The organism is Agrococcus jejuensis (assembly GCF_900099705.1).
Taxonomy (GTDB): Bacteria; Actinomycetota; Actinomycetes; order Actinomycetales; family Microbacteriaceae; genus Agrococcus; species Agrococcus jejuensis.
The window spans coordinates 2,616,774-2,640,500 of record NZ_LT629695.1 but is presented as its reverse complement, the minus strand read 5'-3'; the positions used below and the strand labels follow the sequence as shown (position 1 = coordinate 2,640,500).

Annotated in this window: 17 protein-coding genes, 1 tRNA gene and 3 rRNA genes; 4 read left to right on the top strand and 17 right to left on the bottom strand. The window is 69.9% G+C overall.

Annotated features, from left to right (window positions below; translation table 11 throughout):
• Nucleotides 1-65: 65 nt before the first annotated feature.
• The 4 genes from BLQ67_RS12380 to BLQ67_RS12365 form a co-directional block, all read right to left on the bottom strand.
• Nucleotides 66-584, bottom strand: a complete 519-nt coding sequence (locus BLQ67_RS12380) for a hypothetical protein (protein ID WP_092505492.1) — start codon at nucleotides 582-584, stop codon at nucleotides 66-68.
• Nucleotides 581-1,360, bottom strand: coding sequence for an alpha/beta fold hydrolase (locus tag BLQ67_RS12375; protein WP_092505490.1), 780 nt, complete (start codon nucleotides 1,358-1,360; stop codon nucleotides 581-583). Before BLQ67_RS12375 ends, BLQ67_RS12380 begins: the two co-directional genes overlap by 4 nt.
• A gap of 22 nt (nucleotides 1,361-1,382) precedes the next feature.
• Nucleotides 1,383-1,454: transfer RNA gene (locus BLQ67_RS12370), tRNA-Gln, on the bottom strand.
• A 58-nt stretch (nucleotides 1,455-1,512) separates the two neighbouring features.
• Complete coding sequence (locus BLQ67_RS12365; protein WP_092505488.1) at nucleotides 1,513-2,076, bottom strand: small multidrug efflux protein; 564 nt, start codon at nucleotides 2,074-2,076, stop codon at nucleotides 1,513-1,515.
• Between the two features lie 145 nt (nucleotides 2,077-2,221).
• Between BLQ67_RS12365 and BLQ67_RS12360 the strand changes: the two genes are divergently transcribed.
• Both BLQ67_RS12360 and BLQ67_RS12355 read left to right on the top strand, forming a co-directional pair.
• A complete protein-coding gene (locus BLQ67_RS12360; protein ID WP_092505486.1) occupies nucleotides 2,222-2,725 on the top strand; it encodes a MarR family winged helix-turn-helix transcriptional regulator in 504 nt (167 codons plus the stop codon).
• A gap of 4 nt (nucleotides 2,726-2,729) precedes the next feature.
• A complete protein-coding gene (locus BLQ67_RS12355) occupies nucleotides 2,730-3,368 on the top strand; it encodes a hypothetical protein (RefSeq protein ID WP_092505484.1) in 639 nt (212 codons plus the stop codon).
• Between the two features lie 83 nt (nucleotides 3,369-3,451).
• On the opposite strand, the gene ahcY is transcribed toward BLQ67_RS12355, so the two are convergent.
• The 3 genes from ahcY to BLQ67_RS16475 form a co-directional block, all read right to left on the bottom strand.
• A complete protein-coding gene (gene ahcY / locus BLQ67_RS12350) occupies nucleotides 3,452-4,897 on the bottom strand; it encodes an adenosylhomocysteinase (RefSeq protein ID WP_092505482.1) in 1,446 nt (481 codons plus the stop codon).
• A 103-nt stretch (nucleotides 4,898-5,000) separates the two neighbouring features.
• The gene (locus BLQ67_RS12345; RefSeq protein ID WP_092505480.1) at nucleotides 5,001-5,987 is read right to left on the bottom strand and encodes an HAD-IIA family hydrolase; all 987 of its coding nucleotides are present in this window, start codon (nucleotides 5,985-5,987) and stop codon (nucleotides 5,001-5,003) included.
• Nucleotides 5,984-7,126, bottom strand: coding sequence for a hypothetical protein (locus tag BLQ67_RS16475; protein ID WP_197674606.1), 1,143 nt, complete (start codon nucleotides 7,124-7,126; stop codon nucleotides 5,984-5,986). Before BLQ67_RS16475 ends, BLQ67_RS12345 begins: the two co-directional genes overlap by 4 nt.
• On the opposite strand from BLQ67_RS16475, the gene BLQ67_RS16720 reads away from it, so the two are divergent.
• Nucleotides 7,076-8,425 carry a hypothetical protein gene (locus tag BLQ67_RS16720; RefSeq protein WP_197674605.1) on the top strand — a complete coding sequence of 450 codons (1,350 nt, stop codon included), beginning with the start codon at nucleotides 7,076-7,078 and terminating at the stop codon, nucleotides 8,423-8,425. The genes BLQ67_RS16475 and BLQ67_RS16720 overlap by 51 nt on opposite strands.
• 103 nt (nucleotides 8,426-8,528) lie before the next feature.
• Here the strand turns inward: BLQ67_RS16720 and rrf are convergent.
• The 5 genes from rrf to BLQ67_RS12315 all read right to left on the bottom strand — a co-directional run bounded on the left by rrf (nucleotide 8,529) and on the right by BLQ67_RS12315 (nucleotide 15,953).
• Nucleotides 8,529-8,645, bottom strand: a 5S ribosomal RNA gene (rrf, locus tag BLQ67_RS12335).
• A 102-nt stretch (nucleotides 8,646-8,747) separates the two neighbouring features.
• A 23S ribosomal RNA gene (locus tag BLQ67_RS12330) occupies nucleotides 8,748-11,868 on the bottom strand.
• 415 nt (nucleotides 11,869-12,283) lie between these two features.
• Nucleotides 12,284-13,807: ribosomal RNA gene (locus tag BLQ67_RS12325) — 16S ribosomal RNA — on the bottom strand.
• Together the 16S, 23S and 5S rRNA genes form the textbook arrangement of a ribosomal RNA operon.
• Nucleotides 13,808-14,319: 512 nt before the next feature.
• Nucleotides 14,320-15,720: a phosphomannomutase/phosphoglucomutase gene (locus BLQ67_RS12320; RefSeq protein ID WP_092505478.1), complete on the bottom strand. Its 1,401-nt coding sequence runs from the start codon at nucleotides 15,718-15,720 to the stop codon at nucleotides 14,320-14,322.
• A 29-nt stretch (nucleotides 15,721-15,749) separates the two neighbouring features.
• Nucleotides 15,750-15,953 carry a DUF3499 family protein gene (locus BLQ67_RS12315; RefSeq protein ID WP_092505476.1) on the bottom strand — a complete coding sequence of 68 codons (204 nt, stop codon included), beginning with the start codon at nucleotides 15,951-15,953 and terminating at the stop codon, nucleotides 15,750-15,752.
• Nucleotides 15,954-15,982: 29 nt separating this feature from the next.
• Here BLQ67_RS12315 and BLQ67_RS12310 point away from each other — a divergent pair, with 29 nt between their 5' ends.
• Nucleotides 15,983-16,399, top strand: a complete 417-nt coding sequence (locus BLQ67_RS12310) for a metallopeptidase family protein (RefSeq protein WP_092505474.1) — start codon at nucleotides 15,983-15,985, stop codon at nucleotides 16,397-16,399.
• Nucleotides 16,400-16,414: 15 nt separating this feature from the next.
• Here the strand turns inward: BLQ67_RS12310 and BLQ67_RS12305 are convergent, their stop codons facing one another.
• The 5 genes from BLQ67_RS12305 to manA all read right to left on the bottom strand — a co-directional run bounded on the left by BLQ67_RS12305 (nucleotide 16,415) and on the right by manA (nucleotide 23,713).
• On the bottom strand, nucleotides 16,415-18,010 hold the full coding sequence (locus BLQ67_RS12305; RefSeq protein ID WP_092505472.1) for a DUF5719 family protein: 1,596 nt from the start codon (nucleotides 18,008-18,010) through the stop codon (nucleotides 16,415-16,417).
• Complete coding sequence (locus BLQ67_RS12300) at nucleotides 18,007-20,745, bottom strand: glycosyltransferase (RefSeq protein ID WP_092505470.1); 2,739 nt, start codon at nucleotides 20,743-20,745, stop codon at nucleotides 18,007-18,009. The genes BLQ67_RS12305 and BLQ67_RS12300 overlap by 4 nt, the downstream gene beginning before the upstream one ends.
• Nucleotides 20,746-20,805: 60 nt before the next feature.
• Nucleotides 20,806-22,029: a glycosyltransferase family 2 protein gene (locus BLQ67_RS12295; RefSeq protein ID WP_092505468.1), complete on the bottom strand. Its 1,224-nt coding sequence runs from the start codon at nucleotides 22,027-22,029 to the stop codon at nucleotides 20,806-20,808.
• A gap of 84 nt (nucleotides 22,030-22,113) precedes the next feature.
• Nucleotides 22,114-22,446 carry a WhiB family transcriptional regulator gene (locus BLQ67_RS12290; protein WP_092505466.1) on the bottom strand — a complete coding sequence of 111 codons (333 nt, stop codon included), beginning with the start codon at nucleotides 22,444-22,446 and terminating at the stop codon, nucleotides 22,114-22,116.
• 127 nt (nucleotides 22,447-22,573) lie between these two features.
• A complete protein-coding gene (gene manA, locus BLQ67_RS12285; protein WP_231945044.1) occupies nucleotides 22,574-23,713 on the bottom strand; it encodes a mannose-6-phosphate isomerase, class I in 1,140 nt (379 codons plus the stop codon).
• Nucleotides 23,714-23,727 lie beyond the last annotated feature (14 nt).

The window sequence follows — 23,727 nt, the reverse complement described above, 5'->3', positions numbered from 1 at the left end:
TCGCTATTGCACCGAAACTGCGACCAGTCCGGTGCAACTGCGACCAGTCACGTTCCGTGGGCGGGTCAGGCGCCCTGCGGCGGATGCTCGAGCAGGTCGAGCTGGTCGGCGAGGTACGCGTCGAGGCGGGTGCGCTCGGCGGGCGTGCGGCCCCACCGCACCCAGGCCACGCCGTCACGGATCGCGAGCACGGCATCGGCGGGCGCGTCGACGAGGGATGCGTCGATCGCGATGGGCGCCGTGCCGTGGTTCACGACCTCGCCGAGCGCGAAGCCGCCCGCGAGCGCGGCGGCTCGCTCTGCGCGCCGCAGCTCGACGGACGCCGTGAGTCCTTGCGGTCGTCCCGGATCGGTCACGCGCGTCGTCGTCCCGGTCGCGTGCACGGCCCCGTCGCGGGCGATCAGCAGGGTGCCGACGCGCCACACCGTGCCGCGCCGATCGATGCGCGGGGGCCGGCCGACGCCGAGCACGCGCCGCGGCACCACGACCTCGCCGAGCCACTCTTCGCGCGCGCCCGCGGCGGCGAGGCGACGCACGGCATCCGCGATCGCGGCGCGCACGCCGTCGACGGCGTCGTCGCTCATGCGGCGGCCACGCGGCGCACGACGTCGCGGCAGACCTCGAGCACCTCGCGCTCGTGCGTGAGGTGCACGGCGTGCTCGGCGCCGGGCCACGAACGCAGCGGCACGCCGAGCCGGTCGGCGAGGCGCTGGTGCGCGGCGCGGATCGGGTCGGCCGTCCTCCGGTCGGCGGTGACGACGGCGGCGGGCACGACGGGGATCGCGGCCTCGTCGAACGTCGTGCCGATGGCGCGGATGCCCACGACGGCGTCGGCGAGCCGCGCGAAGTCGAGGTCGGTCATGCGGTCGTACGCCGCCCGCGCCTCGGCCGAGACCCGGTGCCGCCGAGCCGACCGTCGCGCCGTGAGCCGCAGGAGCCCGCGCACCGCGGCCCCGATGCCCGGCACCTGCGCGAGCCGCACGGTCTGCGTCGCCCGCGTCTCGACCATGTCGGCGAGCGCCGGGTCGTTGATGGGCGTCGCGTCGAGCAGCACGATGCCGGCGACGTCGCCCGGATGCGCGGTCGCGAGCAGCAGCGCCGTCGCGCCGCCCAGGCTCTGCCCGATCGCGACCACGGGGCCGACGCCCGCCTCGGCGATCGTGGCGTGCAGCGCATCCGCCGCATCCTCGAGCCTGCCGTCGACGGTGCTCGTGCCGACGCCCGGGCGATCGTGCAGCAGCACGCGGCAGCCGGGATCGGCGACGAGCCCCTCGACGAGGCCGGGGAAGAAGCCCTCGACGGCCTCCGCGCCGCCGGGCAGCAGCAGCACGACCGGTCCGGACTCCCCCACGATGCGCATGCTGCGAGGGTACCGAGAGGCGCTCCGCCACCAGGATTCGAACCTGGACTGCACGGCTCCAAAGGCCGGCGTGCTGCCGTTACACCATGGCGGATCGCGCCCTCCAGCCTAGGCGGAGGACGCGATCCAGGGTGCCGCGGCCAGCGCTGCGGTCAGCTGGCGACGGCCGCGAGCACGCCCGACGCGATGACGACGACGAGCGTCGTCCACAGCACGATCGCGATGGCCTGCCACAGCAGCACCCAGCCCTTCGGCACGCCGGAGGCGACGAGCGTCGCGGCCGTGAAGTGCGTCGGCAGGGCGATGGGCGCGAGGAGGCTCGCGCCGGGCACGCCGAAGCGCGTGAGCCACTGCTTGACGCGGCGGCGTCCCTTCGACTCGGGCTTCGCCGGCTCGGGAGCCACCGCGACGCCGCCGGCGCCGACGAGCTCGCGCTCGCGCACGGCGGCGGTGCGACGACGTCGGGCGACGGCGGCCTCGCGGATGCGCGAGCCCAGCAGCACGACGATCGTCACGGCCACCAGGTTGCCGATGACGCCGGCGACGCCCGCGACGACGGGATGCAGCCCGGCGACGACGCCGATCGCCGCCGAGCCCTCGCCCTCGACGAACGGCACGGCGCCCGCGAGCGAGATCACGAGCGGCTGCAGCCACTCGGGCACCTGGGCGGCGAGGTGCTGGAAGCCTGCGACGAGGTCGTCGAGCGGGCTGGACATGGGATCCTCCTGGATCGATCGCGAGCGCCGATCGCGCTCGATGCATCCATCACAGACCGTGCCCTCGGGGCCGAGTCAAGCGGCGTCGAGCCGGTCCGCTGGGATGAGGGACGCTCGCGCAGCGGCCGATGGCAGACTCGGGTGCATGCCCACGCCCGACGAGGTCGACGAGATCATCGCGCAGTGGGTGCACGTGCGCCCCGACGCCGACGTCGCCCCCTTCGCGGTGCTCTCGCGCCTCACGCGCCTCGCCCGCCGACTGCAGCGCGTGCGGGCGGCGGCATTCGCGGATGCGGGCATCGAGGCGTGGGAGTGGGACGTGCTCGCCGCCCTCCGCCGCGCAGACGGCGCCTGCACGCCCAAGGAGCTCATCGCCCAGACGATGGTGACGAGCGGCACGATGACGAACCGCATCGACAACCTCGTCGCCCGCGGCCTCGTCGAGCGCATCGCGCACGATTCCGACCGCCGCTCGACGCGCATCCGCCTCACCGACGACGGCCTCGACCGCGTCGACTCGGCGCTCGACGCGCTGCTCGACGCCGAGCACCGCGTGCTCGCGGGCATGAGCGACGACGACCGCCGCCGCCTCGCGCGCCTGCTGCGCGCCGTCGGCGAGGGCCTCGAGCCCGGTCCCGCGCTCCCCTGACCGCATGCCCGCGAACCTGATCGACGTGCGCGGCGCCGTGCGGCACCTCTTCGCGTCGCGATTCGCCGCCGCGCTCGCGGGCCTGGGCTTCGTCATCCTCGCCATCGGCATCGCGATCGGCCCGCTCGGCGCCATCATCGGGCTGCCGGTCCTGGGCCTGCTCGCGTGGCAGTCGTGGCGCATCCCCCGACGTCGCCTCGTCGTGGATGCGCCCGGCCCTGATGCGCGCCTCCGCCACGGCCCGCTCGCGCAGGAGACCGTCGCGCTCGCCGACGTCGCGGGCGGCATCGTGCAGCGCACCGCCGGCGCGACGACGCGCGGCATCCGCACGGGTGCCGACGTCGAACGCTGGGTGCTCGTGGGTCGTGACGGACTCACGGTCGCGCGCATCGACGGTCGCGGCTTCGCGGCCGACGACCTCCGCGCCGTGCGTCGGGCGCTCCCCGGCACATGGATGTCGCTGCACGAGGCGAGGATGCGGGCGCTCGTACCCGCCGACGCCCCGTGGGACGTGCGGCATCCGCGCGCCGCCGTCGCGATCGGCGTCGCCGCATCCCTCGCGACGGTCGCCGTGCTCGTGCTCGGCTTCCTGGGACTGACGTCGCTCGGTGCCCCAGCGCTGCTGTGGCCGTGGTGGCGCTGACGGGCACCGTGTGACGCAGAGCGGGCCGCCGAGGGAAGATCTCCCTCGACGGCCCGCTCAGCGTCACACCAGGACGCGCAGCATCAGTACCGGTAGTGGTCGGGCTTGAACGGGCCCTCGACCGGCACGCCGATGTACTTCGCCTGGCGGTCGGTGAGCGTCGTCAGCTGCACGCCGAGCGCGTCGAGGTGCAGGCGGGCGACCTCCTCGTCGAGCACCTTCGGCAGCACGTGCACGTCGGTCGCGTACTCGGCGGAGCGCTGCGCGAGCTCGATCTGCGCGAGCACCTGGTTCGAGAACGAGTTCGACATCACGAACGACGGGTGACCCGTCGCGTTGCCGAGGTTCATGAGGCGTCCCTCCGACAGCACGAGGATCGAGCGGCCCGTCGGCAGGCGCCACTCGTGCACCTGCGGCTTGATCTCGACGCGCTCGGCACCGGTCGCGGCGAGGCCGGCGATGTCGATCTCGTTGTCGAAGTGGCCGACGTTCGACACGATCGACAGGTGCTTCATGCCGAGCATGTGCTCGGTCGTGATGACGTGCTCGTTGCCCGTCGTCGTGACCCAGATGTCGACCTCGTCGAGCACGTCCTCGACCCGGGCGACCTGGTAGCCGTCCATCGCGGCCTGCAGCGCGCAGATCGGGTCGATCTCCGACACGATCACGCGCGCACCCTGGCCGCGCAGCGACTCCGCAGCGCCCTTGCCCACGTCGCCGTAGCCGACGACGAACGCGATCTTGCCGCCGATGAGCACGTCGGTGGCGCGGTTGAGGCCGTCGGGCAGCGAGTGGCGGATGCCGTAGCGGTTGTCGAACTTCGACTTCGTCACGGCGTCGTTGACGTTGATGGCGGGGAAGAGCAGCTGCCCCTCCTTCGCGAGCTCGTACAGGCGGTGCACGCCCGTCGTGGTCTCCTCGGTGACGCCGAGCAGGCCGTCGGCGATGCGCGACCAGTAGCGGTCGTCCGCCGTGATGGATGCGGTGAGCACGGCGTCGACGATGCGCTCCTCCTCGGCAGCGTCGTCGGCGGTCTCGGGCAGGCGGCCGGCCTGCTCGAGCGCACGGCCGCGGTGCACGAGCAGCGTGGCGTCGCCACCGTCGTCGAGGATGAGCGTGGGGCCGCCCTCGAAGGCGAAGATCTGCTGCGTGCAGGCCCAGTACTCCTCGAGCGTCTCGCCCTTCCACGCGAACACGGGTACGCCAGCGGGGGCGTCGACGGTGCCGGTCGGGCCGACGGCGACGGCCGCGGCGGCCTCGTCCTGCGTCGAGAAGATGTTGCACGATGCCCAGCGCACCTCGGCACCGAGCGCGACGAGCGTCTCGATGAGCACGGCCGTCTGCACGGTCATGTGCAGCGAGCCGGCGATGCGCTGGCCCGCGAGCGGCTGCTCGGCGGCATACCGCTCGCGCAGCGCCATGAGGCCGGGCATCTCGTGCTCGGCGAGGCGGATCTGGTGGCGTCCGGCCTCGGCGAGGGCGAGGTCGCGCACCTGGAAGTCGAGTCGGCTGGCTGCATCCACGGTCATGGCATCCATCCTCCCACCCGGCGCGTGCCCGGACGACGACGGACCCCGCGCTCGGCGGGGTCCGTCAGCGCTCGACGCGCTCGTGCTCGGCGATCGACCTGCGTCAGGCCAGCAGCGCGGGATCGATGCGCATCGCCGCCGGCCCGAACTCCGAGGACGCGACGAGGTGCAGCGCGGCACGCAGGGTGTCGGCGCCCTCGCCCGCGCGCACGAGCGTCAGCTCGGCGCCGAGGCGACGCACCGCGGCACGACCGGCCTCGGCGTACGTCGCGCCCGTCGACCGCTCGAACGTCTCGCGCGTCTCGGGGTAGTCCGTGTGCAGCTCGCGCAGATCCGCGATCACGTGGGTCGGACGGTCCTCGGCGATCGCGGTCAGCACCGTGCGCGCCTGGTCGATGCCCGTGAGCACGAGCACGCTCGGGATGCCGGCACGGTTGGCGCCGCGGATGTCGGTGTCGAGGCGGTCGCCGACCATGATGGCCGTGGCCGCGCCGACGCGCTCCATCGCCGCCGTGAAGATCGGCACCTCGGGCTTGCCGGCCACCTCGGGCATGCGGCCGACGGCCGTGTGCACGGCGGACACGAGCGTGCCGTTGCCGGGAGCGATGCCGCCGGCCTGCGGGATCGTCCAGTCCATGTTCGTCGCGACCCACGGGATGCCCGTGTGCAGCGCGTACGTCGCCTCGGCCAGGTCCTTCCAGCCGACGTGCGGCGCGAAGCCCTGGATCACGGCGACGGGATGCTCGGCCGCGGTGCGCACGACGCGGTAGCCGCGCGCCTCGAGCTCGACCGTGATGCCGTCGCCGCCGACGACGAGGATGGGGTCGCCGGGCTTCGCGTGCTTCGCGATGAGCGGCATCGCGGCCTGCGGGCTCGTGACGACCTGCTCGGGCGTCGTCGCGATGCCGAGCTCGCTGAGGTGCGCGGCGACCTGCGCGTCGGTGCGTGACGCGTTGTTCGTCAGGTACAGCACCGGCTGCGCGATCGCCGCGATCGACTCGACGGCGTGCGGGATCGCCGCGGGGCCCGCGTAGACGACGCCGTCGAGGTCGAACAGCACGGCATCGACGCCGTCGAGCAGCGTCGTCATGCGCGCGGGGCCTGATCGTCCGATGCGTCGGCGTCGGATGCGTCGGCCTCGTGCGCGGGCGCGTCGGGCGTCGCGTCGGTGGACTGCGACGCCTCGGACTCGGCGACGTCGCTCGCCGACTCCCCCGCATCCTCGGGCTCGATCGCGAACAGCGCATCGTGGTCGTCGGACGCATCGACGTCCGCGCCCGCCTGGGCCGCGTCGTCGGTCGTGTCCGCGACGCCGGCGAGCAGCGCCTCGACCTCGGCCTCGATCGCCGCAGCCGAGGTGTCGACGGGCTCGGTGCCGTCGGGCTCGGTGCCGTCGGGCTCGGTGCCGACGGGCTCGGTGCCGACGGGCTCGGTGCCGTCGGGCTCGGTGCCGTCCTCGAGGGAAGCGACCTCGTCGGCGGGCTCCAGCTCGTCGACGGGCTCGACCTCGACCGACGCGTCGTCGGCGTCCGCGTCGGCATCCGCGTCAGCGTCGACCGCGGCGACGTCGTCGAGCTCGTCGACGTCGTATGCGTCGTCGTCGACGTCGATCCACTCCTCCGACACGTGCACGGTCTCGGCGTCGCCGGGGTCGGCGGCTGCCTGCAGCGCGTCGATGGCGCGCTCGGCGAGCTCGTGCCACTCGGCAGCCTCGTCGGCCTTGCCGAGATCCTCGAGCACCGTCGCGAACGCCGCGAAGAGCGCAGGGCTGTACGAGTGGGCGACGTCGCGCTGCAGCTCGGGGATGCGCAGCTCGTCGAGCGCCGCCTGGGTCTGGCCGAGGTCGAGGCGGGCGCCCGAGCGGGCGATCGCGAGCTCGACGCGGACGGGCGTCGGCAGCGTCGCAGCGTCGACGCTGCGCGAGAGCTCGAGGGCCTTCTCGGGTCGGCCGAGGCCGCGCTCGCAGTCGACCATGAGCGGCAGCTGCTCGTCGCTGCCCGTGATGCGGCGGAACGTGCGCAGCTCGCGCAGCGCGAGCGCGAAGTCGCCGAGCTGGTACGCGGTGATCGCGAGCGTCTCGCGCACGACGCCGATGCGGCCGGCGCGACGCGACGCGGCGAGGGCGTGCTGGTGCGCGGCCTTCGGGTCGTCGTCGATGAGGTTGGCGACCATCGCGAGGTGACGCGCGACCACGTCGGCGTTGTCCTTGTCGAGGGTCTTCAGCTGCATGCGCGCCTCGCCTGCGAGGTCGCTGGCCTCGACGTCGGCGGGCAGCAGCGGCGCGTCGAAGTCGTCGCGCACCTGGCGGAAGCTCTCGCCCGTGCCGGTGCCGCGCGAGCCGTACTCCTCGCGACCCTCGCGCGCGGGTGCCCGACGCGGACGGTCGTCGCCCCCGCGCGCACCGCGGTCGTCGCGGTCGAACGGACGGCGCTCGCCGTCGCGGTGCGGGCGACGGTCGTCGTCGCGACGCGGGCCGCGGTCGTCACGGTTGAACGGACGGCGCTCACCGTCACGCTGGGGACGGTCGAACGAGCGACGCTCGCCATCGCGCTGGGGACGACGGTCGTCATCGCGGCGAGGGCCGCGGTCGTCACGGTTGAACGGACGACGCTCGCCATCGCGCTGCGGACGGTCGAACGAACGACGCTCACCGCCGTCGCGCTGGGCGCCGCGGTCGTCACGGTTGAACGGACGACGCTCGCCATCGCGCTGCGGACGGTCGAACGAACGACGCTCACCGCCGTCGCGCTGGGCGCCCCGGTCGTCACGGTTGAACGGACGGCGCTCGCCGTCACGCTGCGGACGACGGTCGTCGTCACGACGCGGACCACGGTCGTCACGGTTGAAGGGACGGCGCTCGCCATCGCGCTGCGGACGACGGTCGTCGTCACGGCGAGGGCCACGGTCATCGCGGTTGAACGGACGACGCTCGCCATCGCGCTGGGGACCGCGGTCGTCACGGTTGAAGGGACGGCGCTCGCCGTCTCGCTGGGGACGGTCGAACGAGCGACGCTCGCCATCGCGCTGGGGACGACGGTCGTCATCGCGACGAGGGCCACGGTCGTCACGCTGGTACGGACGACGCTCGCCGTCGCGCTGAGGACGACGGTCGTCATCGCGACGAGGACCGCGGTCGTCACGCTGGTACGGACGGCGCTCGCCATCGCGCTGGGGACCGCGATCGTCACGGTTGAAGGGGCGACGCTCGCCATCGCGCTGGGGACCGCGGTCATCGCGGTTGAAGGGACGACGCTCACCGTCACGCTGCGGACGACAGTCATCGTCACGGCGCGGACCACGGTCGTCACGGTTGAAGGGACGACGCTCGCCGTCACGCTGCGGACGACGGTCATCGCGCTCGTACGGACGACGCTCGCCATCACGCGGAGCTCCGCGGCGCGGACCGCCGCTCTCGCGCGAGAACCGACGGTCGCCGTCGCGGCGCGGGCCGCCGCCGTCGCGGTCGTCACGCTGCCGCGGGCTCGAGCCGTCGCGGCGGCCTCCATCGGGCCGGCCTCCGGTCGGTGATCCGTCCCGTCGACGGTCGCGGTCCGAGCTCTCAGCCATGGCAATCCTCCCGAAAAAGCGAAAGGGGCCCCAGCGTCATGGCTGGGGCCCCTTTCGAAAAGAAGTCCGGCGGTGTCCTACTCTCCCACAGGGTCCCCCCTGCAGTACCATCGGCGCTGTGAGGCTTAGCTTCCGGGTTCGGAATGTAACCGGGCGTTTCCCTCACGCTATGGCCGCCGAAACACTATGGATGTTTCAGTCTGAATCCTAGCGGATTCTTCGTTCTCGACCGTCCATCGAGAACCACAAAGTGGACGCAAGCATCACAACAGTCATGTGATGAGTTATCAAGTCATCGGCCTATTAGTACCGGTCAGCTCCACGGGTCGTTAGTCCCCGCTTCCACATCCGGCCTATCAACCCAGTCGTCTGGCTGGGGGCCTCTCGCCCGAAGGCATGGAAGTCTCATCTTGAGGCCGGCTTCCCGCTTAGATGCTTTCAGCGGTTATCCATCCCGAACGTAGCTAATCAGCGGTGCTCCTGGCGGAACAACTGACACACCAGAGGTTCGTCCAACCCGGTCCTCTCGTACTAGGGTCAGATCCTCTCAAACTTCCTACGCGCACAGAGGATAGGGACCGAACTGTCTCACGACGTTCTAAACCCAGCTCGCGTGCCGCTTTAATGGGCGAACAGCCCAACCCTTGGGACCTACTCCAGCCCCAGGATGCGACGAGCCGACATCGAGGTGCCAAACCATGCCGTCGATATGGACTCTTGGGCAAGATCAGCCTGTTATCCCCGAGGTACCTTTTATCCGTTGAGCGACAGCGCTTCCACAAGCCACTGCCGGATCACTAGTCCCGACTTTCGTCCCTGCTCCAGTTGTCACTGTCACAGTCAAGCTCCCTTGTGCACTTACACTCGACACCTGATTGCCAACCAGGTTGAGGGAACCTTTGGGCGCCTCCGTTACTTTTTGGGAGGCAACCGCCCCAGTTAAACTACCCATCAGGCACTGTCCCTGCACCGGATCACGGTGCGAAGTTAGATGTCCAGAGTGACCAGAGTGGTATTTCAACGATGACTCCACCTGAACTAGCGTCCAAGCTTCACAGTCTCCCACCTATCCTACACAAGTCACGCCGAACACCAATACCAAACTATAGTAAAGGTCACGGGGTCTTTCCGTCCTTCTGCGCGTAACGAGCATCTTTACTCGTAGTGCAATTTCGCCGAGTTCGCGGTTGAGACAGCTGGGAAGTCGTTACGCCATTCGTGCAGGTCGGAACTTACCCGACAAGGAATTTCGCTACCTTAGGATGGTTATAGTTACCACCGCCGTTTACTGGGGCTTAAATTCAGAGCTTCGCTTGCGCTAACCCCTCCTCTTAACCTTCCAGCACCGGGCAGGCGTCAGTCCGTATACATCGTCTTGCGACTTGGCACGGACCTGTGTTTTTAGTAAACAGTCGCTTCCCACTGGTCTCTGCGGCCGTCAAACGCTCAGGGAGCAAGTCCCATCACGCCTCAGGCCCCCCTTCTCCCGAAGTTACGGGGGCATTTTGCCGAGTTCCTTAACCACGATTCTCTCGATCTCCTTAGTATTCTCTACCTGACCACCTGAGTCGGTTTGGGGTACGGGTGACTTGAACCTCGCGTCGATGCTTTTCTCGGCAGCATAGGATCGTCGACTTCCCTCTAGGGTTCGGCATCGGCTCTCAGGGAATGTTGCAGACGGATTTGCCTATCTGCACCCCTACGACCTTGCCCGGACTCAACCATCGGCCCGGTTCGACTACCTTCCTGCGTCACACCTGTTAATACGCTAGCCGCACCAGCATGGGGTCGAGTGCTAGCTCAAGGACCGTCACCCCGAAGGGATCGGGTCCAAGAATTCGGACTCTTAGCACCACTGGATTGACTTGGGCGGTTCTTCGCCAGCGCAGGAATATCAACCTGCTGTCCATCGACTACGCCTGTCGGCCTCGCCTTAGGTCCCGGCTTACCCAGGGAAGATTAGCTTGACCCTGGAACCCTTGGTCTTTCGGAGGACATGTTTCTCACATGTCTTTCGCTACTCATGCCTGCATTCTCACTCGTGCAGCATCCACGGCTGGTTTCCACCGCCGCTTCACTCGCTGCACGACGCTCTCCTACCGATCCGCACGCCTGGACAGCCATCAAGTGGCTGCCGAGCTGTTGCGCGAATCCCATAACTTCGGTGGTGTGCTTGAGCCCCGTTACATTGTCGGCGCCGAATCACTTGACCAGTGAGCTATTACGCACTCTTTCAAGGGTGGCTGCTTCTAAGCCAACCTCCTGGTTGTCTAAGCAACTCGACATCCTTTTCCACTTAGCACACGCTTAGGGACCTTAGTTGATGGTCTGGGTTGTTTCCCTCTCGACTATGAAGCTTATCCCCCACAGTCTCACTGCTGCGCTCTCACTTACCGGCATTCGGAGTTTGGCTGACGTCAGTAACCTTTTGGGGCCCATCGGCCATCCAGTAGCTCTACCTCCGGCAAGAAACACGCAACGCTGCACCTAAATGCATTTCGGAGAGAACCAGCTATCACGAAGTTTGATTGGCCTTTCACCCCTATCCACAGCTCATCCCCTCAGTTTTCAACCTAAGTGGGTTCGGTCCTCCACGAGGTCTTACCCTCGCTTCAACCTGGCCATGGATAGATCACTTCGCTTCGGGTCTAGGACATGCGACTGAATCGCCCTATTCAGACTCGCTTTCGCTACGGCTACCCCACTCGGGTTAACCTCGCCACATATCGCTAACTCGCAGGCTCATTCTTCAAAAGGCACGCCGTCACAGCTACCAGGGCTGCTCCGACGGTTTGTAAGCAAACGGTTTCAGGTACTATTTCACTCCCCTCCCGGGGTACTTTTCACCTTTCCCTCACGGTACTTGTCCGCTATCGGTCATCTGGGAGTATTTAGGCTTACCAGGTGGTCCTGGCAGATTCACACGGGATTTCTCGGGCCCCGTGCTACTTGGGATCCCCCTCGCACCATAACGACATTTCGACTACCGGACTGTCACCGTCTGTGGTCAGCCTTTCCAAGCTGTTCGTCTATGTCGCGCTGTAATGCTTGCCGATCGGCAGATCGACTGAAGGGTCCCGCTACCCCGACCATGCAACGCCTGCCGGCTATCACACATGATCGGTTTGGCCTCTTCCGGTTTCGCTCGCCACTACTAACGGAATCACGGTTGTTTTCTCTTCCTGTGGGTACTGAGATGTTTCACTTCCCCACGTTCCCTCTACCCGCCCTATATATTCAGGCGGGAGTCACTGGGTCGGCACGCCGCCCAGCGGGGTTTCCCCATTCGGAAATCCTCGGATCGAGGCTCGTTTATCAGCTCCCCGAGGCTTATCGCAGATTACTACGTCCTTCATCGGCTCCAGATGCCAAGGCATCCACCGTTTGCTCTTAAAGACTTGATCACAACATGAGTATTGTTGGTCATCGGAAGCACCCGCCAAGAGCAGGTGCACCAAATAATTTTGATCAGAACATCCGAACTCGAAAGTCCGGAAGCTCTAAGATGCTCGCGTCCACTGTGTAGTTCTCAACATACGGTCGGTCCCACCACTCCCACAGCCTCCTGGCTGGATCATGATGGTCCGAGGGTCAGCACGGATCGCCGAAGCGACTCGTCCGGTCCCTCAGGACCCAACAGCGTGCATGCGCCCCCGTCTACGCTGCGCCTTCGTTCCTTGCCGACCAAAGCCGGCCGTACTAGAAGGCAACAGCGCTCGAGGAGCGCCAATGTCAATGTTCCACCCATGAGCATCCACCGGTCGACATTCGCGACCATGGTGGCTCTGCGCAAGACGAATCCTGCGAGAAGCTCCTTAGAAAGGAGGTGATCCAGCCGCACCTTCCGGTACGGCTACCTTGTTACGACTTAGTCCTAATTACCGATCCCACCTTCGACGGCTCCCTCCACAAGGGTTAGGCCACCGGCTTCGGGTGTTACCGACTTTCATGACTTGACGGGCGGTGTGTACAAGGCCCGGGAACGTATTCACCGCAGCGTTGCTGATCTGCGATTACTAGCGACTCCGACTTCATGAGGTCGAGTTGCAGACCTCAATCCGAACTGAGACCGGCTTTTTGGGATTCGCTCCACCTTACGGTATCGCAGCCCATTGTACCGGCCATTGTAGCATGCGTGAAGCCCAAGACATAAGGGGCATGATGATTTGACCTCATCCCCACCTTCCTCCGAGTTGACCCCGGCAGTATCCCATGAGTTCCCACCATGACGTGCTGGCAACATAGGACGAGGGTTGCGCTCGTTGCGGGACTTAACCCAACATCTCACGACACGAGCTGACGACAACCATGCACCACCTGTTTACGAGTGTCCAAAGAGTTCACTGTCTCCAGTGCGTTCTCGTATATGTCAAGCCTTGGTAAGGTTCTTCGCGTTGCATCGAATTAATCCGCATGCTCCGCCGCTTGTGCGGGCCCCCGTCAATTCCTTTGAGTTTTAGCCTTGCGGCCGTACTCCCCAGGCGGGGAACTTAATGCGTTAGCTACGACACGGAGACCGTGGAATGGTCCCCACATCTAGTTCCCAACGTTTACGGCGTGGACTACCAGGGTATCTAAGCCTGTTTGCTCCCCACGCTTTCGCTCCTCAGCGTCAGTAACGGCCCAGAGATCTGCCTTCGCCATCGGTGTTCCTCCTGATATCTGCGCATTCCACCGCTACACCAGGAATTCCAATCTCCCCTACCGCACTCTAGTCTGCCCGTACCCACTGCAAGCCCGAGGTTGAGCCTCGGGTTTTCACAGCAGACGCGACAGACCGCCTACGAGCTCTTTACGCCCAATAATTCCGGATAACGCTCGCACCCTACGTATTACCGCGGCTGCTGGCACGTAGTTAGCCGGTGCTTTTTCTGCAGGTACCGTCACTCTCGCTTCTTCCCTGCTAAAAGAGGTTTACAACCCGAAGGCCTTCGTCCCTCACGCGGCGTTGCTGCATCAGGCTTGCGCCCATTGTGCAATATTCCCCACTGCTGCCTCCCGTAGGAGTCTGGGCCGTGTCTCAGTCCCAGTGTGGCCGGTCACCCTCTCAGGCCGGCTACCCGTCGTCGCCTTGGTGAGCCATTACCTCACCAACAAGCTGATAGGCCGCGAGCTCATCCCTGACCGAAGTTCTTTCCAACCGATGCAGATGCCTGCTCGGCTCGTATCCGGTATTAGACGCCGTTTCCAGCGCTTATCCCAGAGTCAGGGGCAGATTGCTCACGTGTTACTCACCCGTTCGCCACTAATCCAGAGGAGCAAGCTCCCCCTTCATCGTTCGACTTGCATGTGTTAAGCACGCCGCCAGCGTTCATCCTGAGCCAGGATCAAACTCTCCGTAAAGAAAATTTGCATACCACCGAAGTGGCAGCGAGTTTGAATCTGACAAGTGGATTGTCACTGACAATCTCAATGTGTCCAAAGGAATCTCAACGCATCCGAAGACACGACGAGGTAATTTGGCATTTGACATTGTGCACGCTGTTGAGTTCTCAAGGATCGGGCGCTCCCGACCGCACCCTCCCGGGATTGCATCGAGGCCCTACTTGGCTGCCACGCGACTCTCCGCGAGATGGCAACCTGAGAAGATTACCACCGCGACCGGGCCGGAGCAAATCCGGCGTGTCGCGGCCTGCGGCCGGAACGAACCGACGCGAAGCCTCGACGCAGTCGAGTGACTCTCCTCTGCGGCGACCCAGCGTCACGGCACGAGTCCGGACTGCGAAGGAGCTGCAGAAGAGGTGGCCCCCACTTGAGGCCCGGACCCCTACCGGGGCCGGCACCTTTGGGGTGACGAGTTAGAACAGTACGGTGCCGACCGGGCTCTCGCCCAATCGGGCGCATCCCGGGCGTGTCTAGGCGCGGATCAGCTCGAGCGCGGCGTCCCTCAGGTGCTCCATGACGGCGATCTCCTCCGCCTCGACGTTGAGGCGCAGCAGCGGCTCGGTGTTCGACGGGCGCACCGACATCCACCACGTGCCGTCGTGCGCCGTGATGAAGAGCCCGTCGAGCTCGTCGAGCACGCCATCGTGCGCGAACGCCTCGACGATGCGGGCGTACGCGGCGGGCACGTCGTGCACCGTCGAGTTGATCTCGCCCGACGCCGCATAGGGCGTGAATCGGTCGCCGAGCGCCGACATGGGCTCGGCGGATGCGCCGAGCTCGGCGAGCACGTGCATGGCAGCGAGCATGCCGTTGTCGGCGCCGTAGAAGTCGCGGAAGTAGTAGTGGGCGCTGTGCTCGCCGCCGAAGACCGCGTTCGTGCGCGCCATCTCGCCCTTGATGAGCGAGTGGCCGACGCGCGTGCGCACGGGCGTCGCGCCGGCGGCGACGATCGTCTCGGGCACGATGCGCGACGAGATGAGGTTGTGCAGCACGACGACGTCGGTCTCGCCCTCGGCCCGCACGCGACGCACCTCGCGCAGCGCGACGATCGCCGAGATCGCCGACGGCGACACGGCGGCCCCGTGCTCGTCGACGACGAAGCAGCGGTCGGCGTCGCCATCGAACGCGAGGCCGAGGTCGGCGTCGTGCTGCACGACGGCGGCCTGCAGGTCGACGAGGTTCTTCGGCTCGAGCGGGTTCGCCTCGTGGTTCGGGAAGGTGCCGTCGAGCTCGAAGTACATCGGCACGATCTCGATCGGCAGCGCCGCGAGCCCCGCCTCGGTGCCGAGCACGGCGGGCACCGTCATGCCGCCCATGCCGTTCGCGGCGTCGACGACGACCTTGAGCGGGCGGATGCCCGAGAGGTCGACGAGCGCACGCAGGTGCGCCGCGTAGTCGCCGAGCACGTCGCGCTCGACGAGCGACCCGGGGCTGTCGACCGACGGGATGCCGGACTCGAGGTACGCGGCGGCGCGGTCGCGGATCGCCGCGAGGCCCGTGTCGAGGCTCATGGCCTGCGCGCCGGCGCGCGACAGCTTCATGCCGTTGTACGCCGCCGGGTTGTGCGAGGCGGTGAACATGATCGCGGGCGCCGCGAGGCTGCCGGAGGCGAAGTACGACTCGTCGGTCGAGCACAGCCCGATGCGCACGACGTCGCCGCCGCGGGCGCGGATGCCGTCGGCGGCCGCATCCGCGAGCTCGGGCGACGACGGGCGCATGTCGAAGCCGATGACGATCGGAGCCTCGGTGCCGACCTCGTCGGCGAACGCGGCGCCGAGGGCGCGCACGACCGTGGGCGTGAGCTGGCCGTCGACGAGCCCGCGCACGTCGTAGGCCTTCACGATGGCGTGGAGGGCGTCGGCGTCGGTCATGGTCGATCCAATCCTTCGTCGGCGGTCGGTCACGCGTCGGCGCGGTGCTGCACGATCGTCCACCCCGCGGGCGGCTGGATGCGGGCGGCGTGCACGTCGCACAGGTCGTAGCCGCCCTCCTGCCGCGCGTCGAGCAGGGGTCCGATCGCCATCATCCGGTCGTCGTAGTCGTACGTGAGCGTGCGGTCGGCGTAGTTGCGGCACGTGGGCCTGGAGCACATCCTGCCGTCCATCCGGCCCAGGCTACTCGTACGATGGAGCCATGCCCCGAGCACGCACCCGTCGACGCCACGATCGCGGGGCGCGATCGTCGATCGCGGGTCCCGTGCTGCCACTGCTCGAGTCGCGGCAGACGCGCTTCGAGGACGTGCTGGCCGACGCCGCCGAGTACCTCATGGGCCAGTGGCCCGACGAGCTCGCGGGCGTGCGGTTCCGCTGGGCCGACATGCCGCCGTCGGAGCTCGCGCCGCTCGCGCGCGAGGTGCCGCAGTGGTGGGTCGACCACCGCGAGCGCACCATCACGGTCTTCCGCCTGCCGATCCAACGGCTCGTGCAGCTGCACGTCGACGACGACTGGCACAAGCGCGTGGCGATCGAGTCGTGCATCTTCCGTGCGGCGGCCGAGCTCATCGGCCGCGAGCCGTGGGAGATCGCGCCCGACCGCTACCGGCACCACTAACGCGTCGGCGTCGCGTCAGAGCACGACGTCGATGCCCTCGCGCGCCGCGATGCGCGGCGTGATGGCGTAGCCGCCGATGCCCTCGCTGCCCGCGTACGTCACGGCAGCCACGACGTCGTCGGCCTCGATCGTCGTCGTGACGCCACCGCCGACCTCGACGGTCGCGAGCTCGTCGGGCGCGACGACGACCTCGAAGCCGCCGCCGATCGTGACGGTCTGCGGGTCGTCGCCCACGTTGAGCAGGTGGAGGCGCGGCGACGGGCCCGCGGCGATCGCGACGGTCGTCGAGCCCTCGATCGGCGCGCTCTGCCCCTGCACCCAGTCGAGGTCGATGCGGTCGCCGTCGACGCGGATCTGCCGCGCGGCGGCGACGATCGGCACGTCGGACTCGATCGTGAACGCGTACGTGCCCGGCGCGAGGCCCGAGAGGTCGACCTCCGAGACCTGATCGCCCACGAGGTCGAGCGTCGACGCGATGGGATCGCCGCCGTCGGAGATCGTCGTGATCGTGACCTGCGTGGACTCGCCGGCCAGCACGCGCAGCGCCGGCACGGCATCCTCGAAGCCCGCCTGCGTCTGCAGGCCCGTCGCATCCCCGATCGTCACGCCCGGGATCGCGATGGAGCGGCTGGCCTGCGACGGGTCGACGACGTCGACGCCGCCCGGCTGCAGCGTACGGACGACCCGGTGCTGCAGGTGGGCGGAGACGGGGCCGCCCGTCGACGTCACGTGCACGACGGGCGAGGCCACGCCCGGCGCGAGGGATGCGAGGTCGACGAGCACGACGGAGCCGGCCGCGATCGCGATGCCCGTGCTGCCGACGGCGTCGATGCGCCCGTCGGTGCCGTGCACCTCGACGTCGACCGACGTGGCGGTCGTGCCGGGATTCGCGATCGTGAGCACGCTCGAGCGGCCCGTCGTCGTCGAGCCGCCGACGAGCCACTGCGTCGTCGCGGGCTCGACGCATGCGCTCGCGGCCGCGCCGAACGCCGTGTCGTCGTCGACCGAGAGCCACTCGGCGCCCGACACGTCGGTGCCGCGCAGCACGGTCGCGGTCGCGTCGACGCCTGCGACGCTCGCGGCGTCCTGCTCGTCGGACGCCGCCTGCAGCTGCGCCTGGGCCAGCACGCCGATGGCGCCGGCGTCGCCGCTCGCGTCGCCGATCGCGAGGAGCGGGCCGGCGCACGTGCGCACCTCCTCGGGCGCGTCGGGCGCGACGGATGCGATGCGCGGGTCGGCCTGCACCATCGGCAGGCTCGGTGCCGCGACGACGCCGAGCAGTCCGAGCGCGACGACCGCGACGCCGGCCGTCGCCCGCAGGCCCCAGAGCCCGACGGAGCGCGGCTCGACGCCGCGGGCGCGCTCGGCGGCCTCGATCGCGGCGGCCTCGCGGTCGGTCGCGGTGACGTCGGTCGCGAGGTCGACGGTCGGCTCGTCGGCGTCGTCGCCGCGCGTCTCCTCGGTCGACGGATCGTCGGCGGACGTCTCGTCGATCGGCGCGTCGTGGGCGGGCGCGTCCTCGGACGGCGCCTGCTCGGCGGCCGCCTCGGCGGGCGTCTCCTCGACGGGCTCGTCGCCGTGCTCGTCGGGTGCCGTGCGGTCGTCGCTCATGCCCAGTCCTTCACGATCCTCGAGCGTCGCGATCGTCCGCGCGCTCCCCTGCGCGCCGACGGCAGCGCGAGCACGATCGCGGCGGCGACCGCGAGCAGCTGCGCGGCGAGCAGCGCCCACGACCAGGTCGTCGTCGGCTCGGCCGGCGCCACCTCGACGTCGCGCTGCCACAGCACGCCGAGCGCGGTGTCGCCGATCGACGCGAGCCCGTCGCGCTCGGCGAGGCTCGACTCGACGACGGCGCCGAGCGCGGCGTCGCCGTCGGCGAGCAGCACGTAGCGCACCGACCAGTCGTCGAGGTCGGCGTCGACGTCGCCGCCGCCAGCGACGAGGTTGGCGGCGACGACCGCGAGCTGCTCGGCACGCGGTCCGACGCCCACGGTCTCGACGAGCGTCGACGCATCCGTCAGCGACGCTCCGACGCCGCGCTCGATGCGCGCGGCGACCGTGCCGTCGTCGAGGGGCGTGATGACGAGGGTGCCGACGTTCGCGTCGGCATCCGCGACGACGAAGGCGGGCAGCGAGCGCTCGGGCGCGGGCTCGAGCGCCGGCATGAGCATGCCGAGCACGACGGCGGGGGCGGCGCCGACCGCGGCGACGAGCGTGACGGCCGACATCGGCACGCCGCCGCGCGCGTCGAGCACGTCGATCGTGCGCGTCGCCGACGCGAGCAGGCCGAGCAGCAGCAGGCTCACGCCGCTGCCGGCCCACAGGGGCACGACCTCGGTGCCGTCGGAGGCGACCGCGACGTGCGTCTGCCCGATGGCGGTCGCGAGGCCCAGCGCCGCGACGGCCATCGGCAGCAGCGCGCGCGCGCGCAGGAACGGCGCGGCGATCGCGACGAGCAGCAGCGGCGCCGCCAGCACGACGGCGATCCACCTGGCGTCGAGGCCCACGGCGTCGGCGACGACGCCGATGCCGCCGAGGTCGCCGACGGGCATGCCCAGCAGCAGCTGCAACGGCGTCGCCTGCTCGCTCGCGTGCGGCACCCCGGGGTCGGCGAGCGCGGCGAGCGGCGTGCCCGCGAGCCACTGCCACGCCACGGTCGGGCCGACGAGCAGCAGGGCGGGCACGAGCGCGAGCAGCACGCGCGGCGCGCGCCACCGCACGACGGCGATCGCGACGACGCCCACCGCGACGGCGGGCAGCAGCGACGGCGCCCCCGCGACCACGAGCCCGATCGCGAGCGCCGCGCCGCCCGTCGCACGCCACGACGACCACGCCTGCAGCGCGCACGCCGCGGCGACGGGCAGCAGCACGTGCGCGACGACGGCGCCGATGCGGCCCTCGTGCACCGCGAGCAGCAGCGTCGGCGCGAACGCCCAGACCGCGGCGGCGGCCGTCGGCATCCACCTGCTCGTCGTGATCGAGCGCACGAAGGCCCAGCCCGTCACGGCCGACAGCGGCGCGGCGGCGAGCAGCAGCACGATGATCGCGACCGACGGCGACCACGGCGTGAGGGAGCCGAGCGTCGCGACGAGCAGCGCGAACGCGTCGGCGGGCCCCACGACCGAGCCCACACCGTCGCGCACGCCCCACGTCACGTCGGCCCAGAGGCGCGCGACCGAGCCGTCGAGCGGCAGCAGCGCCCCGCCGGTGAGGCCGCCGGAGCCGATGAGCGGTGCGAGCACGAGCACGCCGACGACCGCGGCGAGCGCCGCGACCCACAGCGCGGCCCCCTCGACGAAGCCGACGCGCTCGTCGACGACGCGCGCGTTGTGGTCGACGTCGTCGCCCACGCGCTGCCGGTGCTCGCGCAGCGCGCGCCACGTGACGCGCAGCGGCCGCAGGTCGCTCCACGTCGCGACGCGAGTGCGGCGGATGCGGCGGCGGGCGCGCGCGACGCGGCCGAGGCGCACGGCCGCGGTCGCGGCGGCCGCCCACTCCGACGGGATGCTGCCCGGCCGCTTCGCGAGCACGTGGCCCAGCGAGCGCACGAGCGCGAGCGGCAGGAGCGCGAGCCAGTGCAGCGGCACGAGCGCCGCGGGCGCGTACGCGAGCCGGCGATGCAGCTGCGCCGACCGCGCGATGCGCGTGCGCCGCGCCTCCGACACGCGACGCAGGCGGAAGTGCTCGGGCCCGCCGTCGCGCCGCACGCGCGCATCCGGCTGCAGCGCGACGCGGTGCCCGGCGAGGCGCGCGCGGATGCCGAGGTCGAGCCCCGCGTCGACGCTCGGCAGCGCGGGGTCGAAGCCGCCGAGCGCGTCGAGCACGTCGCGGCGCACGAGCACGCCCGCCTCGGCCACGCCCAGCGCATCCGAGTCGCCGTCGTGCTGGCCCTGGTCGAGCTCGCCGTCGTGCAGGCGCACGCTGCGGCCGAGCGGCGTGACGGTCTGCCCGTACTCGGCGAAGGTGTCGGGCTGCGCGCCGCGCATGACCTTGGGGCCGACGACCGCGACCGACGGGCTCGTCTCCGCCGTGCCGAGCAGCGCCTCGAGGGCGCGCGGATGCGGCACGGAGTCGTGCGCGAGCAGCCAGAGCCAGTCGCCCTCGGCAGCCTCGGGCAGCACGGCGACGCCTGCCCGCACCGCGTCGCCGAACGACGCGGTCGACGGCGCGTCGACGATCGCGTTGCCCGCGGCCTGCAGCAGCGAGCGCGACGCGTCGGTGCTGCGCGCGTCCACGACGACGACGCGCTCGGGGGTCACGGCTTGCGCCGCGATCGCATCGAGCGTCTGCTGGAGGGAGTCGGCGCCGTTCCGCACGGCGAGCACGACGAGGACACGCTGACGCACCCGGCAAGGCTAGGCACGCATGGGCGCGCGCAGCGGCAACGACGTCGGTGCGCCGCGAAGTCAGCGCGAGCGCAGCGCCCGCGACACCGCGCGGCTCGCCCGCATGACGGGCTGCGCCTCGAGCGCCTCGAGCGCCTGCTGCACGCCCGCGAGCTCGGCACGCGCCCGGTCTGCCTGGCCGCGCGCGTCGACGACGGCGCCCTCGAGCGCGATGCGCTCGCGCAGGCCGTCCTCGGCGGCGACGCCCAGCGCGATCTCGAGCTGCTGGATGCGCTGCTGCGCCTCGTAGAGGCGCGTGTTGCGGTCGTCGACCTCCTCGCGCAGCACGACGATGTCGCGCTGCGCCTCGACGTCGAGCGGCGACAGCACGTGGGCGAGCGCGCGCAGGCGCTCGATCTCGGCGTCGTCGTACGCCTCGCCGTCGGCGAGCGCGGCCGCGAGCAGCCCGGGGCGCACGCCATCCAGCTGCAGCGCCGTCACGAGCGCGTCGTCCTCGACGAAGCCCTGCTGGGCGAGGTCGTCGCTCGTGGGCATGCGCAGCGCGAGGAACGGCAGCAGCACGCCGGCGCGCATGCGACGCCAGTCGCGCATGCCGTGGTGGTTGGCGCTCGGCCGCAGCTGCGGGTTGGCCTCGTAGCCGCGACCCATGTTCTCGGTCTTGCGCGCGAACTGCGTCGCCGAGCGCCACGGCAGGTGCAGCACCTCGAGCGCGAGCTCGTCGGGCACCTCCCCGTGCTGCTCGATCGACGTGAAGTGGTTGCCGTGCGCGACCTCGACCTCGGGGTCGCCGACGTGGATGGCGTTGGGCGTGGGGTGCGCGAGCACGCCCGCCGCCTGCAGCGCCTCGAGCGATCGCTCGTCGCGCATCCGCAGCCTGCCGATGCCCGAGCCGGTCTCGGCGATCGGGCCGACCATGTTCACGACGGGCACCGTGAACGCGCGCAGCGACGTGGGCATCGCGGCGAGCACGGCGGCGACGGTCGTCGAGCGGTCGACGGGCAGCACGAACTCGTCGGCGTCGCCGTTCACGACCCACGTCGCGCCCATGCGCGCGGCCTCGCGCGCCATCGACGTGACGACCCGCGCCTGCTGCTTGCGGTGCTCGGGGTCGTGGTGGAGCGTGAGGGGTGCGTGCTGCGCGTACTCCTCGAGGATCTCGCGGGTGCCGTCGGTCGAGGCGTTGTCGGTCACGATGAGGTGATCGAACCCCTGCGCGAGATGGTGCTCGACGGTGGCGGCGATGACGTCGGCCTCGTCGCGCACCATCATGGTCATTGCCAGCATGCGCTCAGCCTACGCGCGCTGAGCATCGCTCGAAGCCCTCGTGCCCCGGTGCGGGACACGGGTGAGGAGGGTGCTGCGACGTGCTCAGGCGGAACGGCGCAGGCGGCGGCGCTCGCGCTCGGAGAGCCCGCCCCAGATGCCGAAGCGCTCGTCGTTCTGCAACGCATAGTCGAGGCACTGCGCGCGCACGTCGCATCCCTCGCAGATGCGCTTCGCATCACGCGTCGAGCCGCCCTTCTCGGGGAAGAACGCCTCGGGGTCCGTCTGTGCGCAGAGTGCGTCGACCTGCCATGCGAGCTGCCCATCCTCGTCGGACTCGACGGGTGTGGTCCGGCGGAGCGGGGATCCGGGCACACCCAGCTGGATGGGGTCGATGAACCAGTCTTCGGGAACGCTGCGGCGGTTCGCGTCGCGCATGCGGTGCTCCAATTCCCAGTGACGCCGCTCGGCCTGCGGCGTGATTGGACAATTACACCGTTGTGATTCCCCTCGCGTCAAGTCGCGAATCCTACGGCGCGCCGACGACACTGCCGGGAGCCCGCGCTCACGGCGTGTCGCGCACCTCGAGGGCGAGCCATGCGTCGGGCGCGTCGACCCGGATCGATGCCGGTGCCGCGGCGAACGCCGCCTCGCCGCGAGCGAGCGCCAGCCGCTCCCCCGCCACCTCGACGACGGTCGGCGACGCCGCGAGCACGATCGCGCACGCCGCGCCATCCGCCGTGTGCGAGCCCTCGACGTGGCGCAGCTCGAAGGCCGCGTCGGGCCGGTACGCCGTCGCTCCCGACAGTGCGATGGGATGCAGCATCGGGTCGTCGACGGGCGTCACGTCGACGATGCGCAGCAGCTCGTCGCGGTCGACGTGCTTGGGGGTGAGGCCGCCGCGCAGCACGTTGTCGCTCGCCTCCATGAGCTCGATGCCGAGACCCGAGAGGTAGGCGTGCAGGTTGCCGGCGGGCAGGAACACGCCCTCGCCGGGCGCGAGCGAGACGCGGTGCAGCATGAGCGCCGTCGCGATGCCCGCGTCGCCGGGGTAGTCGGCGTGCAGGCGCGCGACGGTGTCGGCGGCCGCGGCGTGCTCGGCGGGCAGCGACGGCGCGGCGGCGACGACGCCCGCGACGACCGCATCCACGTCGTCGCCTCCCGTGAGCAGCCACGCGAGCGCCTCGCGCGTCGACGCGCGCACGCGCTCGGCGTACGGGGCGACGCGCACGTCGATCGCCGCGAGCGCGTCGAGCACCGCGAGCGTGCGGGCCGCGGGCTGGAACCCCGAGAGCGCCTCGAACGGCGTCACGGCCACGATGAGCTCTGGCTTCGAGCGCGGATCCTTGTACGAGCGGTGCGACGCGTCGAGCGGCACGCCCGCCGCCTCCTCGGCCGCGAACCCCGCGCGCGCCTGCGCCGGCGACGGATGCACCTGCAGCGACAGCGCGTGCGCGGCCGCGAGCACCTTCAGCAGGATGCCAGGCTGGGTGGCGCCGGCGGCGGCGAGCGCCGCGTCGAGCGGCGTGCCGTCGTCGAGCCGTGCGGGCCATGCGGGATGGGCGCCGAGCCACACCTCGGCCTCGGGACCGCCCGACGGCTCGGTGCCGAGGTACTCGGCCACGAGCGTCTCGCTGCCCCACGCGTAGTCGCGCACCGCGTTGGCGATGCGCGCCAAGCCGACCGGGGACGTGCCGTCGCTCATGGTGAGCGACGCTA

Excerpts from the sequence above, each read along its gene's own strand:
- BLQ67_RS12315 (WP_092505476.1), bottom strand. The coding sequence starts at position 15,953 with ATGGACGGCAGGATGTGCTCCAGGCCCACGTGCCGCAACTACGCCGAC.
- BLQ67_RS12295 (WP_092505468.1), bottom strand. The coding sequence starts at position 22,029 with ATGCTGGCAATGACCATGATGGTGCGCGACGAGGCCGACGTCATCGCC.
- BLQ67_RS12360 (WP_092505486.1), top strand. The coding sequence starts at position 2,222 with ATGCCCACGCCCGACGAGGTCGACGAGATCATCGCGCAGTGGGTGCAC.
- BLQ67_RS12365 (WP_092505488.1), bottom strand. The coding sequence starts at position 2,076 with ATGTCCAGCCCGCTCGACGACCTCGTCGCAGGCTTCCAGCACCTCGCC.
- manA (WP_231945044.1), bottom strand. The coding sequence starts at position 23,713 with ATGAGCGACGGCACGTCCCCGGTCGGCTTGGCGCGCATCGCCAACGCG.
- BLQ67_RS12305 (WP_092505472.1), bottom strand. The coding sequence starts at position 18,010 with ATGAGCGACGACCGCACGGCACCCGACGAGCACGGCGACGAGCCCGTC.
- BLQ67_RS12380 (WP_092505492.1), bottom strand. The coding sequence starts at position 584 with ATGAGCGACGACGCCGTCGACGGCGTGCGCGCCGCGATCGCGGATGCC.
- BLQ67_RS12290 (WP_092505466.1), bottom strand. The coding sequence starts at position 22,446 with ATGCGCGACGCGAACCGCCGCAGCGTTCCCGAAGACTGGTTCATCGAC.
- BLQ67_RS12375 (WP_092505490.1), bottom strand. The coding sequence starts at position 1,360 with ATGCGCATCGTGGGGGAGTCCGGACCGGTCGTGCTGCTGCTGCCCGGC.
- BLQ67_RS12345 (WP_092505480.1), bottom strand. The coding sequence starts at position 5,987 with ATGACGACGCTGCTCGACGGCGTCGATGCCGTGCTGTTCGACCTCGAC.
- BLQ67_RS12310 (WP_092505474.1), top strand. The coding sequence starts at position 15,983 with ATGCCCCGAGCACGCACCCGTCGACGCCACGATCGCGGGGCGCGATCG.
- BLQ67_RS12355 (WP_092505484.1), top strand. The coding sequence starts at position 2,730 with ATGCCCGCGAACCTGATCGACGTGCGCGGCGCCGTGCGGCACCTCTTC.
- ahcY (WP_092505482.1), bottom strand. The coding sequence starts at position 4,897 with ATGACCGTGGATGCAGCCAGCCGACTCGACTTCCAGGTGCGCGACCTC.
- BLQ67_RS16475 (WP_197674606.1), bottom strand. The coding sequence starts at position 7,126 with ATGCAGCTGAAGACCCTCGACAAGGACAACGCCGACGTGGTCGCGCGT.
- BLQ67_RS12320 (WP_092505478.1), bottom strand. The coding sequence starts at position 15,720 with ATGACCGACGCCGACGCCCTCCACGCCATCGTGAAGGCCTACGACGTG.